This is a genomic window from Qipengyuania marisflavi (genome assembly GCF_005884405.1).
In the GTDB taxonomy this organism is placed as follows: domain Bacteria; phylum Pseudomonadota; class Alphaproteobacteria; order Sphingomonadales; family Sphingomonadaceae; genus Qipengyuania; species Qipengyuania marisflavi.
This window is the reverse complement of record NZ_VCAO01000001.1, coordinates 823334-839823: the sequence shown is the minus strand read 5'-3', so window position 1 is coordinate 839823 and position 16490 is coordinate 823334. Positions and strand designations below refer to the sequence as shown.

Annotated in this window: 12 protein-coding genes; 10 read left to right on the top strand and 2 right to left on the bottom strand. The window is 63.5% G+C overall.

The genetic code is table 11. From position 1 onward, the window contains the following. The first annotated feature begins 198 nt into the window (after positions 1-198). Positions 199-1026 carry a TauD/TfdA dioxygenase family protein gene (locus tag FEV51_RS04040; protein ID WP_138616086.1) on the top strand — a complete coding sequence of 276 codons (828 nt, stop codon included), beginning with the start codon at positions 199-201 and terminating at the stop codon, positions 1024-1026. Here the strand turns inward: FEV51_RS04040 and FEV51_RS04035 are convergent. Continuing rightward, complete coding sequence (locus FEV51_RS04035; protein ID WP_138616085.1) at positions 1023-2564, bottom strand: S1 family peptidase; 1542 nt, start codon at positions 2562-2564, stop codon at positions 1023-1025. The genes FEV51_RS04040 and FEV51_RS04035 overlap by 4 nt on opposite strands. 114 nt (positions 2565-2678) lie before the next feature. On the opposite strand from FEV51_RS04035, the gene FEV51_RS04030 reads away from it, so the two are divergent. Together FEV51_RS04030 and FEV51_RS04025 are read left to right on the top strand one after the other, a co-directional pair. Further along, on the top strand, positions 2679-3719 hold the full coding sequence (locus tag FEV51_RS04030; protein WP_138616083.1) for a bifunctional transcriptional activator/DNA repair enzyme AdaA: 1041 nt from the start codon (positions 2679-2681) through the stop codon (positions 3717-3719). A gap of 53 nt (positions 3720-3772) precedes the next feature. Then, positions 3773-4708 carry a CPBP family intramembrane glutamic endopeptidase gene (locus FEV51_RS04025; protein WP_138616081.1) on the top strand — a complete coding sequence of 312 codons (936 nt, stop codon included), beginning with the start codon at positions 3773-3775 and terminating at the stop codon, positions 4706-4708. Here FEV51_RS04025 and FEV51_RS04020 read toward each other — a convergent pair. Then, positions 4693-6858: a primosomal protein N' gene (locus FEV51_RS04020; RefSeq protein ID WP_138616079.1), complete on the bottom strand. Its 2166-nt coding sequence runs from the start codon at positions 6856-6858 to the stop codon at positions 4693-4695. The two genes, FEV51_RS04025 and FEV51_RS04020, sit on opposite strands and share 16 nt — an antisense overlap. A 65-nt stretch (positions 6859-6923) precedes the next feature. On the opposite strand from FEV51_RS04020, the gene FEV51_RS04015 reads away from it, so the two are divergent. The 7 genes from FEV51_RS04015 (at position 6924) to FEV51_RS03985 (ending at position 16489) form a co-directional block, all read left to right on the top strand. Beyond that, positions 6924-7619: a DUF4197 family protein gene (locus FEV51_RS04015; RefSeq protein WP_138616077.1), complete on the top strand. Its 696-nt coding sequence runs from the start codon at positions 6924-6926 to the stop codon at positions 7617-7619. Between the two features lie 59 nt (positions 7620-7678). Then, positions 7679-8338 carry a fructose-6-phosphate aldolase gene (gene fsa / locus FEV51_RS04010; RefSeq protein ID WP_138616075.1) on the top strand — a complete coding sequence of 220 codons (660 nt, stop codon included), beginning with the start codon at positions 7679-7681 and terminating at the stop codon, positions 8336-8338. Further along, positions 8339-10165 (top strand): cobaltochelatase subunit CobT, encoded by a 1827-nt coding sequence (gene cobT, locus FEV51_RS04005; protein ID WP_138616073.1) that lies wholly within the window; start codon positions 8339-8341, stop codon positions 10163-10165. Positions 10166-10176: 11 nt separating this feature from the next. Further along, positions 10177-10668, top strand: coding sequence for a DUF7684 family protein (locus FEV51_RS04000; protein WP_138616071.1), 492 nt, complete (start codon positions 10177-10179; stop codon positions 10666-10668). Further along, positions 10665-11354: a nitroreductase gene (locus FEV51_RS03995; protein ID WP_138616069.1), complete on the top strand. Its 690-nt coding sequence runs from the start codon at positions 10665-10667 to the stop codon at positions 11352-11354. Before FEV51_RS04000 ends, FEV51_RS03995 begins: the two co-directional genes overlap by 4 nt. 156 nt (positions 11355-11510) lie before the next feature. After that, positions 11511-14660: a CHAT domain-containing protein gene (locus tag FEV51_RS03990; RefSeq protein ID WP_138616067.1), complete on the top strand. Its 3150-nt coding sequence runs from the start codon at positions 11511-11513 to the stop codon at positions 14658-14660. 17 nt (positions 14661-14677) lie between these two features. Beyond that, positions 14678-16489 (top strand): ShlB/FhaC/HecB family hemolysin secretion/activation protein, encoded by a 1812-nt coding sequence (locus tag FEV51_RS03985; RefSeq protein WP_246034422.1) that lies wholly within the window; start codon positions 14678-14680, stop codon positions 16487-16489. Position 16490: the final 1 nt, after the last annotated feature.

The following is a 16490-nucleotide window of genomic DNA, read 5'->3' as shown; positions in this document are numbered from 1 at the left end:
ATGCCAAGCCGGTTGGAGGCACTGATAAAAGTACCCCGGCAAAGCTGGCGCGCGCCTAGCAAAGCGCCTTGGCACTTGCAACCCGAGTCAGCTTTGTTTGGTGCTGCGAACCGGAATTTGCCGCCCACAGGTTCCCGGCGTGCAATGGACTCGCTCGCCCATAGCGATATTGTGGCCCCTATATAGAGGAGAGTGTGCATGGAGATGACACCGCTGGCCCCCAACTGCGGGGTTGAGATCACCGATGTGGCCTTGGCCGATGCTGATGGCGCGGTGCTGGAGGCGCTCAAACAGGCCGTTTTCGAACACGGCGTGGCAGTGGTGCGCGATCAGGACTTAACGCCTGACCAGCACATTGCCTTTGCGCGGCGCTGGGGCGGGATCGACATCAACAATTATTTCCCGCTGGAAGACGAATGGCCCGAAATAGCGATCGTCCGCAAGGTAGAGGATCAGACCACCAATATCGGCGGCGGTTGGCACACCGATCACTCCTATGACCAGATCCCGGCAATGGGCTCGATCCTGGTGGCCCGCACGCTCCCGCCCAAGGGCGGCGATACGCTGTTTGCCAGCATGGGCGCGGCCTATGATGCGCTTCCCCCGCATATAAAAGAGCAGGTCGCCGGGCTGCGCGCGGTGCATTCGGCGGACCATATCTATTCGCCCGAAGGCTATTACGCAGGCACCGACATGGGCGCCGATTTGCGCGGACAGGGAATGCAGACCGGTGCAGTACATCCGGTGGTGATCCGGCACCCTGTAACCGGCCGCCAGCTGCTATACGTCAATCCGTCATTCACGCTGCATTTCGAAAGCCAGACGCGCGAGCAGAGCCTGCCGCTACTAAGCGAGCTGTTCGCCGCCGCGATGCGCGAGGACGTGCAATGCCGCGTGATCTGGAAGCCGGGCTCCGTCGCGATTTGGGACAACCGTGCGACGTGGCACAATGCCGTGAACGACTATCAGGGACACGCGCGGGTGATGCACCGGATTACGCTGAGCGGGGAGGCGCTGGCGGCTTAGTCGCTACCCCCGCACTCAAACACCAGCCGCTCGTTCGGCGTCTGCTTGAGCTGGCTGAGCACTTCGGATTGCAGCTCGCCCAATTTGGCCGAGGCGTCAGCCGATCCGCATTTTGGGGCCTGATATTTCGCGCGGGCGGCGCGGGCCTGTTCCATTGCGGCGCGGGGCAGCAGATAGCGTTCGGTGCGGAAGATGCGGCGGTCGGGGTCGAAACTGTTGACCGACACCGCGTCCTCGTCATTGGGCACCAGCACGCGTGACCAGGTGCCTGACGCAAAGCCATATTGGGTGCGCTCATTGACGCAGCCGCCGGCAGTCCAGTCGAAACTGATGTCCTGCGTTTGCGCGCTGGTCACGCGGCTGCGTTCGGGGGCCAGCGTGCAGGTCAGCGCAGCGTCGGCGCTCTGGCCGGTTGCCGCGCCGGTGCCAGTGGCGGGGTGTTCCTGCATGGCAGCAGCCACCCTGCGGTCGATCTCGTCAAGACCGCGGCGCGTCAGATAGGCGGCCAGCGCGGCCAGCACACACACCGCCGCCGCGCCTGCAATCAGCTGGGCTTTCTTGCGGTGCTCGGCCGCGCCGCGATGCAGCGACAGCGCCCATTGTCCCAGTCCGAAGGCGATCAGCAGCAGCACGAAAGCCAGCGCCATGCGGTCTTCGCGTTCGAGCACCACCGATTGCTCGGCCTCCAGTTGCGCACGTTCGCGCTTGGCGCGGGTGAGGGCAGAGCGGTCTGCCAGATCCTGCCGGACCGCCGCCTGCTCACGCTCGATCCGCGCGCGTTCGGCATCGTCAAGATCGGCCAGGCTGCGGCAGGCTTGTTCATTGATCTGCGGTTCGATTGCATTGGCGCGCAGGAATGGGGCCAGTTCGCGGTTGGAAACGGCAAAGAAGAATTCCGCGTCGCCGCCTTCATTGTCGGCACCAAAGCTGTTTACCCCGACCACCCGGCCACAATCGTCGAGCAGCGGCCCGCCTGAATTGCCGCGCGCAATGGGAGCGGTGTGCAGAATGGTGTCGAACTGGCGGCTGGGCCGCGTGCCCGAGACAAAGCCGCGGCTTTTCACCGGTGGCTGAGAACGGAAAATATCGCTGAGGTCCAGCCCCTGCGCCCGGTCGACATTCATCGGATAACCGACGCTGGTCACAGCCCCGCTTTCTGGCGGCACTCCGCCAGCCAGCGCCAGCGGCGGCAGGCGCAGTTTCCCGGTGATGCGGATCAGCGCCAGATCGTTCTTCGGCGAAACTGCCAGAATGCGGCCATAGACCGACTCTTGCCCGCCCGAGGACACAATCCCGATCCGCAACTCGCGATCCTGCACAGCATCCAGCACCACATGGGCGTTGGTGACCACCGTGTCGCGCGTGACGGCAAAGCCGGTGCCGTGGCTGACCGGGACCAGCGTGCCGTCTTCGCTGGCGATGATCACCACCCGCACCACACCGCGCGCGGCGGCGTTGATATCCGCCGGATCGGCAGCCGCCTGCACAGGCAGCAGCACGGTCAGCATCGCGGCGCAAAGCATCAGGAGGCGTGTCATCCAGCGCAGCCTTAACCGCGCGGTGACATTGACCGCAAGCGCCGGGATGCCGCCTCCACCGCTTTGTCATAGGCAGACCTTGCCAGACGCGCTGCAAGATAGAAGGATCGACCCATGACCACGCACAGCCTGACCGATGCCGACCGCTGGGAAATCGCGCTGGCGAAGGACCGCACTTTTGACGGGGTGTTCGTGACCGGGGTGCATTCGACCGGGATCTATTGCCGCCCGTCATGCCCGGCCCGCGCGCCGCGCCGCGAAAATGTGCGGTTTTACGCCACCCCCGCCGATGCCGAGGCGGCGGGCCTGCGCGCCTGCAAACGCTGCGCCCCCGACCAGCAATCGCGCGAAGAGGCCGCTGTGCTGCGGTCGCTGGCGATCCTTCGCGATGCAGCTGGGCCGGTCCCGCTTGAACATTTGGGCACCGCTACAGGCTATTCGCCAACACATCTGCAACGCATCTTTACCCGTGCGGTGGGCTTGTCACCCGCCGCCTATGCCCGCGCACTGCGAGAGGAACGCGCGCGTGCGGCGTTGACCGAAGAAGAGCGAGTGACCGATGCAATATACGAGGCAGGCTATAGCGCGCCTTCACGGTTCTACGAGGGCATGGAAGGACGGTTGGGCATGAGTGCAAGCGATTGGCGCGATGGCGGTCGGGGCCGGACGATCCATTATTCAGTGGTCGATACCAGTCTGGGCGCGATGCTGGTCGCGGCGACGGACAAGGGGGTGTGCTGCCTGTCCTTTGATGAAGCCCGCAGCGATCTGGAGCGCCGCTTCCCCAATGCCGAACTGACCGAGGGCGGTGAGGACTTCCGCGCTTTGTTCAAGCAGGTCACGCAGGCGGTCGAGCAGCCGGGCACCGGGCAGGACATTCCGCTCGACGTCAAAGGCACCGCGTTCCAGCAGCGCGTGTGGCAGGAATTGCGCCGCATCCCGGCGGGCGAGACGCGCAGCTACGGCGATCTGGCGGCGGCGCTGGGCAATCCCAATGCCAGCCGCGCGGTCGGCGGCGCAAATGGCGCAAACAACATCGCTGTGCTGATCCCCTGTCACCGCGTGATCGCGCATAACGGGACGCTGGGCGGCTATGCCTACGGGCTGGCGATCAAGGAAGAACTGTTGAAGCGCGAACGCGGCCCGTCCAGCTGACTTGCGCGGCCGGCTGTCCTGCCGCAGAAGGCGCGGCCAAGGGAGGGTTCGCATTGGATAATATCGAGACTGTACCGACTGCTCCGCCGCGCAAATCGTGGTGGCGCAAGATTGTCGATTTTCCGCTTGTGGCGATGGTGATCGCGCTGGCGGCGATCATTATTGTGGTCGGTCTGATGTCCTTTGGTGCCATTCAGATCGGCGTGGAGGCATTTCCCGAAGATGCCGCCGAAGCGATCTTCGCTTTGATCGCGACATTGGGCGCAATCATCACTTACAAGCTGTTCGTGCGCCGCCTTGGCGAAGAACCGCGCGATGACCTTCCCTTCGACCGGCGCAGCAAGGATTTTTGGCGCGGGCTGGTGTTTGCCGGGCTGCTGATGACGGCGATTGTCGGTGTCACGGCGGCGCTGGGCGGATACAGCATTGCGGGATGGGGCGGCAGCACCTCTTGGGCATTCCTGCTGTTCGCCGCCGGTTTTCAGGCCGCCTTCTTCGAAGAGATTATCGCTCGCGGGATTATCTTCCATTATCTTGAGCAATTTGGCGGCAGCTGGTTTGCGCTGGTGATCAGCTCGCTGATCTTTGGTTTCCTGCATGCAGGAAACGACAACGCCACGACGCTGTCGTCCTTCGCCATCGCAGTGGAAGCGGGAACGCTGCTGGGCGGCGCTTATATGCTGACGCGCAATCTGTGGCTTGCCATCGGGCTGCATTTTGGCTGGAACGTGGTGCAGGGTTATCTGTGGGACGTGCCGGTTTCGGGCAATGCGGTTGACGGACTGGTCGATGCGCAGGTCTCGGGGCCGGAGATTATTTCGGGCGGCGCGTTCGGGCTGGAAGCTTCGGCAGTTGCGATGGTCATGGCGACGGCAGCTGGGCTGTGGCTGGTCTATAAAGCTGCACAGCACGGAAATATCGTCAAGCCGTGGTGGACCCGCCGGGCTGCCGCGCGCGCAGATGTCCCGGTGGATCAGACGAAGCTGTAGGGGTCGATATCCACTGCCACGCGCACACCGGGCGGGTGGTGGACCGCACCCAGCCAGCTGCGGATAATGTCCTGCAATTGCACACTGCGCCGCGCATTGATCAGCAGGCGATAGCGATAGCGTCCGCGCAGCAGCGATAGCGGCGCGGGCGCGGGGCCAAGGATCATGCAATCCTCCACCTGCGGGCGGGTGTCGCCAATCCGGTTGGCGGCCATCCGCGCTTCGGTATCGTCTTCGCTCGATACGATAATTGCCGCCCAGCGTCCGAATGGCGGCGCACCCGCCAGCCGCCGCCCTTCGGTTTCGGCGTCGTAAAAGGCATCGCGGTCGCCCGCCGCCAGCGCCGCAATCACCGCGGCCTCAGGATGGCGGGTCTGGATCAGCACCTCGCCCGGTTTCGAACCGCGTCCTGCACGACCCGCCACCTGCGCAACCTGCTGATACGTCCGCTCGCCCGCGCGCAGATCGCCGCCCTCCAGCCCCAGATCGGCATCGACCACGCCCACCAGTGTCAGCTCGGGGAAGTGGAACCCCTTGGTGACCAGCTGCGTGCCAACAATGACATCGATTGCCCCCGCTTCGACCATGGCGATAAATTCTGCTGCGCGTCCGGGGGAATTGAGCGTGTCGGAAGTGGCGACGAACACGCGCGCTTCAGGCAGGCGCTCGGCGACTTCATCCGCGATGCGCTCCACACCCGGGCCGCAGGCGACCATGCAGTCCGGCTCTCCGCAATCGGGGCAGGTTGCGGGCGGGGCGGTTTCGTGGCCGCAGTGATGACAGGCCAGCCGCTTGGAAAAGCGGTGCTCGACCAGCCAGGCGCTGCAATTGGGGCATTGGAATCGGTAACCGCAATTGCGGCACAGCGTCAGCGGCGCATAGCCGCGGCGGTTGAGAAACAGCAGCGATTGCTCGCCGCGCGCCAGCCGCTCCTCTATCCCTGCCACCAGCCGGGGGGCCAGCCACTGGCCCGCACCGGGCTTTTCCTCGGTCAGGTCGATGGTGCCGATGACCGGCATCTGCGCGCCGCCAAAACGGCTGGGCAATTCGACGCGGGTATAGACCCCGCTTTCCGCCATTTGCAGGCTTTCCAGTGCGGGTGTGGCACTGGCCAGAATCACCGGCGCAGCTTCGAAATGCGCACGCATCACCGCTACGTCGCGCGCATTGTACCGAACACCATCATCCTGTTTGAAGCTAACTTCATGCGCTTCATCGACAACGATCAGGCCCAGCCGCGCGAAGGGCAGGAACAGGGCAGAACGTGCCCCGACGACCACTTGCGCACTGCCACCAGCCACGGCGCGCCAGGCGCGGCGGCGCTCGGTCGACTTGAGCGAGGAATGCCACAGCACCGGTGCCGCGCCAAAGCGCGCCTCGAATCGCGCCAGAAACGCCTCGGTCAGCGCAATTTCGGGCAGCAGGACCAGCACTTGGCGGCCCAGCCGCAGCGCCTCGGCAACGGGCTCAAAATAGGTTTCAGTTTTGCCCGACCCAGTCACGCCGTCGAGCAGGAAGGGCGCAAATTTGCGCGCGCTGACGGCGTCGATAAAACGGTCTGCGACATCGCGCTGTTGCGGCGAGAGAGCGGGCTGGGCAAAATCGGGGTCGGCATGGTCATAGGGGCGGTCGCAATCAACCTCCACCGGCTCCAGCACGCCCTGATTGACCAGCCCGCGCAGCACGCCCTCGGACACCCCCGCCATGCCGGACAATTCGCGGATATTGGCTTGCTCGCCCTCCAGCGCCTCGATCGCTGCCTGCCGCTGCGGCGTCATGCGTTCGGGGAGGCCGCCCGACAGGCGGTATTCGGTCATCGTCGCGGGGCCTTTCAGCGCGCCGCCCGAACTCAGCGCCATGCGCGCCACGCTGGCTAGCGAGGCACAATAATAGTCCGCGGTCCATTCGATCAGCCGCCGCAGCGGCGCGGGCAGGCCGGGTACGGGCAGCACCTCGCGCAAGGGTCGCAACTTTTCTGCCGGAACGTCCGTGCCGGGCAACCGTTTTGCTTCCCAGACGATCCCGATAACGGTGCGCGGGCCCAGTGGGCAGGCGACCACCGACCCGGGTTCCACTTCCATGCCATCCGGCACCCGGTAATCGAGCGGGCCAAGGGCGGCATTGAGGATAAGGCAGCGCACGCGGTTCATCGGTGACCATATGGGCAGCGCGCGCCGGACGAAACAAGGGTGGGACCTGTGAGGAGCCGCTAATTATGACCGCAATTCTTGAAAACACTACGCATCGCCGCGCTGTTCTGGGCGGAATTTTTGCCGGAGGCAGCCTGCTGGCGTTACCCGGCTGTGCCAGTCTGCCCGGTTTCAGCATGGTCGATGCCGTGCAGCGCCTGCTGTTCTTGTCTAGCGACCGGGCGTTTGGCCGGATGCTCCAGTCGGACGGGTTCTGGGACAAGCAGGTAGGGCAGCTTGGCCTTGCCAATATGCTGGGCACACGGGGCGATGTGCTGAGCCGCATTTTGACCTCATCACTGTTCAAAAGCCGCCTCGACAACGCGTTTGGCCGCATTGCCTATGAAGGTGCGGAACGCGCGGCGCCGATGGTGACCGAGGCGGTTCGCACCGTCGGAGTGCGCAATGCCATCGATCTGGTACGCGGCGGCCCGACCGCAGCGACATCCTTCCTGCGCGGTGAATTGGGGCAGGGCCTGATCGAGGTGATGGTTCCGCAATTGGGCACCGCCATGCGGCTGGCGAAGGAGCCATTGGTTGGACAAGCGCTCGCCGCGCTGACCGGCGTGGATGTGCCGCAGGTCGCCACCCGTATCGCATCCGGCATCGACAACACCATCTGGCGCGAAATTGGCATCGAGGAAACCGCGATCCGCGCCAATCCTCAGGCCACGCGCGATCCGTTGATCATCGGCGCATTCGGGACAGGCGCGAGGCTCTAGCCGCGCTTGCCGACGACCGCTAAGGCTCTCCGGGAATCGCCCACTCCCGGAGACCACACATGAAATTCTTCGTCGACACCGCCGACATCGCCGACATCAAGGAAATGGCCGAAACCGGCTTGCTTGATGGCGTGACCACCAATCCCAGCCTGATTGCCAAATCGGGCCGTGACTTCATGGAAGTGACCAGGGAAATCTGCGGCCTGGTCGATGGCCCGGTCAGCGCCGAAGTCGTCGCGCTGGATCACGCGGCCATGATGAAAGAGGCCGAAACGCTGCGCAAGATCGCGGACAATGTCTGCATCAAAGTGCCGCTGACGATTGACGGGCTCAAAACCTGCAAAGCGCTGACTTCGGACGGCACAATGGTCAATGTGACGCTGTGTTTCTCGGCCAATCAGGCGCTGCTGGCGGCCAAGGCCGGGGCAACATTCGTCAGCCCGTTTGTCGGTCGGCATGATGACAATGGTTTCGACGGGATGGAGCTGATCCGCGATATTCGCACGATCTATGACAATTATTTGTTCGACACCGAAATCCTCGTCGCCAGTGTCCGCCACACCAATCATGTGCTGCAAAGCGCGCTGATCGGTGCGGATGTGATGACCGCTCCGCCCAAGGTGATCAAGGATCTGTTCAAGCACGTCCTGACCGAAAAGGGCATCGACGGTTTCATGGCCGATTGGGCCAAGACCGGACAGTCGATCCCGACCAGCTAAGTGACCGACCAGACCCCTCTCGACCGTTTCAAGCAGGCGTTGACCGGCGCCAGCCGCGCGCTTGCGCATGAGGCTGAGGTTGAGGTTGCGTGGAGCGCGGATGCGCCGTCGGCTGCGGGCAAGAATTTCCGCGTCCCGCTGCCGGGCCGGAACTTGCCGCCGGATCAAGCGCGTGAGGCGCGCGGCTTTGCCGACAGCTTTGCCCTGAAACTGCGGTATCATAGCGAGGGTCTGCACAATAGCGGCGCGCCGCCCGAACCCATTGCGCGGGCTTGTTACGATGCGATCGAGCAGGTCCGTTACGAGGCAGTGGGCGCCACGCGATTCTCCGGCATTCGCGACAATTTGAACGCCGCGACCGATCTGCGCACCGCCAGCGATCCAATCACTCGCGCCGAAGATGCGTCGCAAGTGCCGCTGCCAACCGCATTGTCGCTGATGCTGCGTGAAGCCCTGACCGGACAGCCTGTGCCCAAGCGCGCGCGCGCCGGGGTGGACATGGTGCGCAGCGAAATCCTCGCGAAAACCGGCACCGATATGGAAGCTTTGGCAGGCCGGCTGGGTGACCAGCGCGCGTTCCAGCACCTGGCGCTGGATATGCTGCGCCATCTCGATCTGACCAAGCCCGCCGACGCTGATAATGCCGATGGCGAGGACGGCGACGAGGACGACGGCGAAACACCCGAAAACGAGGAAGACGGCGAAGACGAAGCCGAGGGCGCTGCCGAGCCGCAGACCACCGAAATGGCGGGCGAAGTTACCGAGGGCGAGGGTGACGGCGAAGGCGAGGAAGAGGAGGGCGGCGAGCAGGAAATGGCCGATGGCGACCCCTCGGACGAGGGTGAGGAGGGCATGATGCCCGTGCGCCCCAACCGCGCCTGGACCAATATTCCCGACGGCTTCGACTACACCACCTACACCGAGAAATTCGACGAGATCGTCACGGCGGAAGAGCTGTGCGATGTCGAAGAACTGGACCGGCTACGCGCCTATCTGGATAGCCAGCTGGCGGGTTTGCAGGGCATCGTCACCCGGCTCGCCAATCGGCTGCAACGCCGTCTGATGGCGCAGCAGAACCGCAGCTGGGATTTCGATCAGGAAGAGGGGCTGCTGGACGCAGCGCGGCTGGCGCGCGTGGTGATCAGCCCCGGCCATTCACTCAGCTACAAGAATGAACGCGATACCGAATTCAAGGACACGGTGGTTACGCTGTTGATCGACAATTCCGGTTCAATGCGCGGCCGTCCGATCAGCATCGCCGCCATCAGCGCGGACATTCTGGCGCGCACGCTGGAACGCTGCGGCGTGAAGACCGAAATCCTTGGCTTCACCACCCGCGCTTGGAAAGGTGGCCAATCCCGCGAAAGCTGGCTGGCCAATGGACGCCCTGAAACGCCCGGCCGCCTCAACGATTTGCGCCATATTGTTTACAAGAAGGCGGATGAGCCGTGGCGCCGTGCGCGACGCAATCTTGGCCTGATGATGCGCGAAGGGCTGCTCAAGGAAAACATCGACGGCGAGGCGCTGTTGTGGGCGCACACCCGCCTGCTCTCCCGCACCGAGGACCGCCGTATCCTGATGGTGATTTCTGACGGCGCACCGGTCGATGATTCGACGCTGAGCGTGAACACCGCAGGCTATCTGGAACAGCATCTGCGCAAGGTGATCGGGTGGATCGAGAACCAGTCCCCCGTCCAGCTGGTGGCCATCGGCATCGGCCACGACGTCACCCGCTACTACAAGCGCGCGGTGACGATCATGGACGTGGAACAGCTCGGCGGCACGATTATCGAGCAGCTTGCGGGCCTGTTCGAGGTGGAGGGGTGACTTCCGAGCGCGTGGAGTACGTCCACTTGCCTTCGGGCTCTACTTTGCCAACAATTTCGAGTGAACCGCGCCGAATAATCGTATTGATAGCGCAGGAAGTTGAGGCGCGCTGGCAGGATAAAGTGAGCGATTGGATTGTCGACTCCGGCTGTCTCTACATGATGGCTTGGGGCGAAAAATGCGTCACCTGGGACGATAGTGTCGATCATGCGAAACTTCGACGCTTTGAGTATGGCGAAGTGCCGGACGAGCGTTTCGTTATGACCACTTGGCATGAGAATGAGCCGCTCTGTGAAGTTTTTTTCCATGCGCGCTTGTGCGCGTTTCACCCCACTGTGCCTCTCCCCGTACTTACGATCGTCGACATCACCTCCGAACCGCGTGAAGAGGCTATCCGCGCGTTGCATCTCGCAGAAAAGTCCGAGTTATTGGAAGACGTTCCGGAAGATCCACGACAATTGCCATTTCGAGAGCGCCTAAGAAACTTGTTGGGAAGAAAATGACCCCCACCGAAGCCGTCCAAACCCGCCGCTCCGTCCGTGCTTTCACCGACCAGCCGGTCGATCGCGACACGCTTACCCGCGTACTCAAAAAGGCGCAGCGTTCGCCTTCGGGGGGCAATGTCCAGCCGTGGAATGCGATCTTGCTGACCGGCGAGCCGATGCAGGCGCTGTTCGACCGGGTGGCGCTGGAATTTCCCAAGGGGCGCGCTGCGCTCAAACCCGAATATGACATATATCCCGAGGGTCTGGAGGGCGCTTACGAAGACCGCCGCTTCGGCGTGGGCGAGGATATGTACGCGGCGCTGGGCATCACCCGCGAAGACAAGGCGCAGCGGTTGATGTGGTTTGCGCAGAACTTCCGCGCGTTCGGCGCGCCAGTGCTGATGCTGGTCCACACGCCCAGATATATGGGGCCGCCGCAATGGTCGGACATGGGGATGTGGCTGCAGACAATCATGCTGTTGCTGCGCGAGGAAGGGCTGGACAGCTGTGCGCAGGAGGCGTGGGCGGTCTATGCGCCGCAAGTGCGCGAACTGGTCGATATTCCCGATGATCATGTGTTCTTTTGCGGCATGGCAATCGGCCACCGCGACACCGCCGCCCCGGTGAACAATTTCACCGTCGCGCGCGCGCCATTGGCTGAAGCGATCCGCTGGGAGGGTTTCGGCGATCAGGCTGCGCCGTAAAAATCTCCCTCCCGGACTCGAATATTTTCTCAGTCCGGTGTAAGCCTCGCCGACAAGGGTCGGACGCAACTATCTAAAACATAAAGAATTCGGGTTGCAGCTACGAATTGGCAGGTCATTCTGTGCCTGCCGGGAATGCGGTGCTGGGGGTTTGGCATGATCGGTTTTGCAAGAGTTTCGGCGGGTCTTCTGGCGGTGATAGCTGCCGCTACCGCTCCGCTTGCCAGCGGGCAGGAGCGTCCAGTCCTGCTGCGCGATTCCTTCCCCATCGGCGCAGGCGGCGAGATCCTTTGCCAGGTGCAGGATCGCAGCATTAGCAACCCGGCACGCCTGACAATGTTCGACCGCGCATGGGCAGTGGTCTGCCGCGATTCGGCCAGCCCGGTTGCCACCATTTACGCCTTTGACCGCACCCGAGGTGCCGCTGTGGGTGCAGATCCGGTCGCACTAATTGCCCCGCATCGGCGGGAGCCGGTCAGCTGCACCGCTGCGGCCACCGCAAGCGCTGCAATTGCCGGCGCTCAGGCGCGCGTCTGTCAGGTTACCGGGACCGAATTGGCATGGAGCCTAGTGCAGCTGGACCGCGGCGACACGACATATCTGGCCGAAGGCTTCGCCGCCTATGACAGCGCCACCATGCTGGCGCTGAAATCGATCTTGGCGAACCGGATCGTCGAAGGCGAAGTGACGATTGCCACCACCTCGATCACCGACTCGCTGTCCTTCGCGCGCATTCAGGCGCAGACGCTGGAGCCGGGACAGGCGCTGGCCGAGGGGTATCGCCGCAATCTGGGCGGTGAATATGCCGAAGCCTCTGCCTATTTCGAGACTTTACAGGATCGCCTCTCGGGTGATGAGGACAGCGGCGTCGATGCGGGCGAATTTCTGGTCAACCGCGCCTTGCAGAAAAGCAATTTGGGCGATTTTGCCGAGGCAGACCGGCTGTTTATCGAAGCTGCCGAACTGACCGCACAAGACCCCATCACCGCACGGTTGCAGCGCAATTTTGAAGCAATCCATTTCCTCAACCAGAATGCGCCTGAGGCAGCGGTTCAGCGGCTGGACCGCAAGCTGGCGATGACGCTGCCCGATGCACAGGCGCTGATCGAGAGGCTTGAAATCAGCATCCCGATCTCCAGCCGCCTGAACAGCGCGCAGGGCGATGGCAGTCTGCTGGGCTATGTCGACGAGCTGAAGCTGAGCGAGATGGAACGCGCACAGATCATCGACGCGCAGGCGTTGCAATTGCTGGGCACGGCGCTGCGGCTGGAGGGGCGCAACGATGAGGCTCGCACGGCGCTGCTCGATGCCTGGTCGCAGGCGGTGGCAGTGCGCGATGGCCGGGTGACGTCGATTGCACGGTTGCGCGCGCAGGTGCTGGGCGAGCTGTCGGCGATTGCGGAATCGCGCGGCGATATCGGCGATGCGACACTGTATCTGCGGAATGCCGTCGATATTCTGGAGGCGCAATATCCCGAACGCAAGGCGCAGGCTGGTGCCAAGGCGCGGCTGGCGGCATTGCTGCTGCGGTCGGGCGGTGAGGACGAAGCCAACACGATTTACCACGAGGTGATTGCGCGTGCGGTGGGCCGGACCAATGCCGCCACCGGCTTTGCCAACCAGCTGGCACCCTATTTCCAATATCTGGCAGAGCGGGTGGAAAGCGATCCCGAAGCCGCCGCCGATTTCTTTGCCGCGACACAGGTGCTGGTCCGGCCCGGCGTGGCGGAAACGCAGGCCATTCTGGCGCGCGAGCTGAGCGCGCGTTCCGACGAGGCATCGCGCCTGTTCCGCCAGTCGAACGATCTGTCACGCGATATCGAGCGCCGCCGCATCCGTGCCATCGCTCTGGGCAAGATCGAGCAGACCGGCGACCTCAAGCTGGTCCGCGCCAATCTGGCTGACGAGATTGCCGTGCTGGAAAGCGAACAATTGCAGACGCAGGCGCGGCTCGCGCAATTCCCCGAATACCGGGTGGTCGCACCCCGTTCGCTGGCGCTGGAAGACTTCCGCAAGACACTGGGTCCGGGTGAGGCCTATGTCCGGCTGGCAATGGTGGCCGGGCGGCCGTTCGTATTTTTCGCCGATAGCGAGGGCGCGAAAGCCTATCGCCTAGATCTGGATGAGGAAGAGCTCGACCTCAAAGTTGATCTGCTGCGCTACTCGATCTCGGCCTATGAAGATGGGCAATATCTGACCTATCCCTATGACATCGAGGCCGCGCGCGAGCTGTATGTCAGCCTGTTTGGCCCGGTGGCAGACCGGCTCGCCAAGGTGCAGCATCTGGTGTTTGAACCCGATGGCGCGATGCTGCGTTTGCCGATCGATATTCTGGTGGCGGACGACGCCTCGGTGGCTAAGTATCAGGCACGCAGCGCGGTATCGGGCAGCGACCCCTATGATTTCACCGGCGTCAATTGGCTCGCCCGCGACCTGCGCGTCAGCACGGCGGTATCGGCGCAGGCTTTTGTCGATGCGCGCGCGTCCAGCCCGTCTGCCGCCACCCGCGAATATCTGGGCTTTGGCGACAATACGCCGGTTGGTTCAGCACCATCACCGGCGATACAGGCGATGCTGGAAGGCGGGGCAGAGCGTTGCCATTGGACTGCCGCTGAATGGAACCGGCCGATTGACCCGGCAGAGCTGAATGTGGCGCGCGGGATTGTTGGTGAAGGCCGTTCACGGATCATCACGGGGGCGGAATTTACCGATCAGCAGATCGTCGCGATGGACGACATCGCCGACTACCGGGTGCTCCATTTCGCCACGCATGGGCTGGTTACGCCCCCTGCGCCGCCATGCCCGTCACGCCCGGCGCTGCTGACATCGTTCGGCGGCGAAGGGTCCGACGGACTGCTCAGCTTCCGCGAGATTTTCGACCTCAATCTGGATGCCGATCTGGTGATCCTGTCGGCCTGTGACACGGCGGGCAAGGCCAGCATCGAGGCCACGCGCGACGCCGGTGTCGGCAGCGGCGGCGGCACTGCGTTGGATGGTCTGGTACGCTCCTTCATCGGTGCCGGTGGCCGTTCGGTCATGGCCAGCCACTGGCCCGCGCCGGACGAGTATGACGCCACCCAGCGTCTGATGAACGGCATGTTCCGCGCTGGCGAGGCCAAGCCGGTGGGGCAGGCGCTGCGGGAATCGCAGTTTGCCCTGATGGATCAGGCGATCACGTCGCACCCGTTCTATTGGGGCGGGTTCGCCATCATCGGTGATGCCGAACGGATGCTGCTGGCCAAATCGACCGCGACGGCGGCTGTGGAAGCTGCTGGAACACTGGCGCTGGCGCAGGTTGGCGAATGACAAAGAGAAGCACGATAATGACAATGAATGTCCGATCCTTTCCGGCTTGCCGCAGTGTGAGTGCAATCCTGCTGGCCGGGACCATGCTGGCTGCCGCACCCGCAGCGGCGCAGTCTGTGCAACCGCCGACGCGCGAAGAGGTGCAGCGCGAGCAGCTGGACCAGCAATTGCGTGCGCCTGCGCAGCCGCTGTCAGTGGAAGACGGAATCGAACGCGCGCCGTGCCCGCTGGCCGATCCGCAATTTGCCGACATCAGTTTCACTTTCCGCGAAGCCCGTTTCAGCGGGCTTGAGGCTGTTGATCCCGCACTGGTTACCGCCAGCTATGCCGATATGACGGGCCAGACTTTACCCGTGGCCGCCGTGTGCGAAATCCGCGATCGGGCGGCGACTGCGCTGCGCCGCGCAGGCTATCTCGCGTCGGTCCAGATCCCGGTGCAAAGCATCGAGGACGGCGTTGTCGATCTGGATGCGGTGCTGGCGCGGATGACCGCCGTGCAGGTGCGCGGCGATGCCGGGCCATCCGAATATGCGCTGAAGAAATATCTCGACAAACTGGTCGGCGCGCCGGTGTTCAACATCAATGATGCCGAACGCTATCTGTTGCTGGCGCGCGATATTCCGGGGCTGGATGTCCGGTTGACGCTGCGGCCCGCGCCGCGCGACGAAGGGCCGGGCGCCGCTGTAGTGGCAGGTGATGTGGTGGGCGTGGTGAATGTGGTGCGCACGCCGGTCTATGCCGATGTGAATGTGCAGAACTTCGGTTCACGCGATGTCGGGCGGTTTGGCGGCCTGCTGCGCGCGCGCTTTAACGGCCTCACGGGGCTGGGTGATGAAACCACGATCAGCGGTTTTATGACTGCCGATCCCAAGGAACAGCAGGTGGTTCAGGCAAGCCATTTGTTCCGTGTTGGCGGCGAAGGGCTGACCTTTGGCGGCGGTGTCACAATGGCGTGGACCCATCCCGATCTCCCCGGCCCCGATCCGTTTACGTCGGACACATTGGTGGCCGGTATCTTTGCATCCTATCCCGTGCTGCGTACCCAGACCCGCAATGTGCTGGTGACCGGCGGTTTTGACCTGATCGACCAGACTATCGACTTTTCAGGTCTGCCGCTGTCGCAGGACAAGCTGCGGGTGGGCTTCCTGCGTGCAGAGCTGAATACGATCGACCGTGCCAGCCTGGTGGGCCGCGATGGTTACAGCGTGTTCGAACCGCGCATGGCGTTTGGCGGATCGGTCGAAATTCGCCAGGGCGTGGGCATTCTGGGTGCCAGCGATTCCTGCGGCCCCGCCTTTATCGCCTGTCAGCAGCCGGGCGTGGTTCCGCTCAGCCGACTTGATGCCGACCCGGCTGGCTTTGTGCTGCGCGCTCAGGCCAGCATGGATTTCCGGCCAACGCCGTTGCTCCGATTCTCGCTGCGTCCACGCGCGCAATATTCGCCCGATGCCCTGCTGGGGTATGAGCAGATATCAGGCGGCAATTACACTGTCGGGCGCGGTTACGATCCAGGCGCGGTGATTGGCGACAGCGGTTATGGCGTGCAGGCGGAAATTGCCTATGGCTCGCTGATGCCGGAAAGCCGGGGCGGGATTGCGATCCAGCCGTTCGCATTCGTCGATCATATCGGCACTTACACCAAGAATGTTGCGGGCGATCCGCAGACGCTGACGTCGATTGGCGGCGGCGCGCGGGCAACTTTGGGAAACCGTGCCTCGGTCGAGGCCTTTATCGCCGCACCGCTTGAGCGGGCACCGCTGGCAACGCGCCGCGGTGACGTTCGCGCTCTACTCACACTGACTGTGCAACTTGCACCGTGGGGGAATTGAT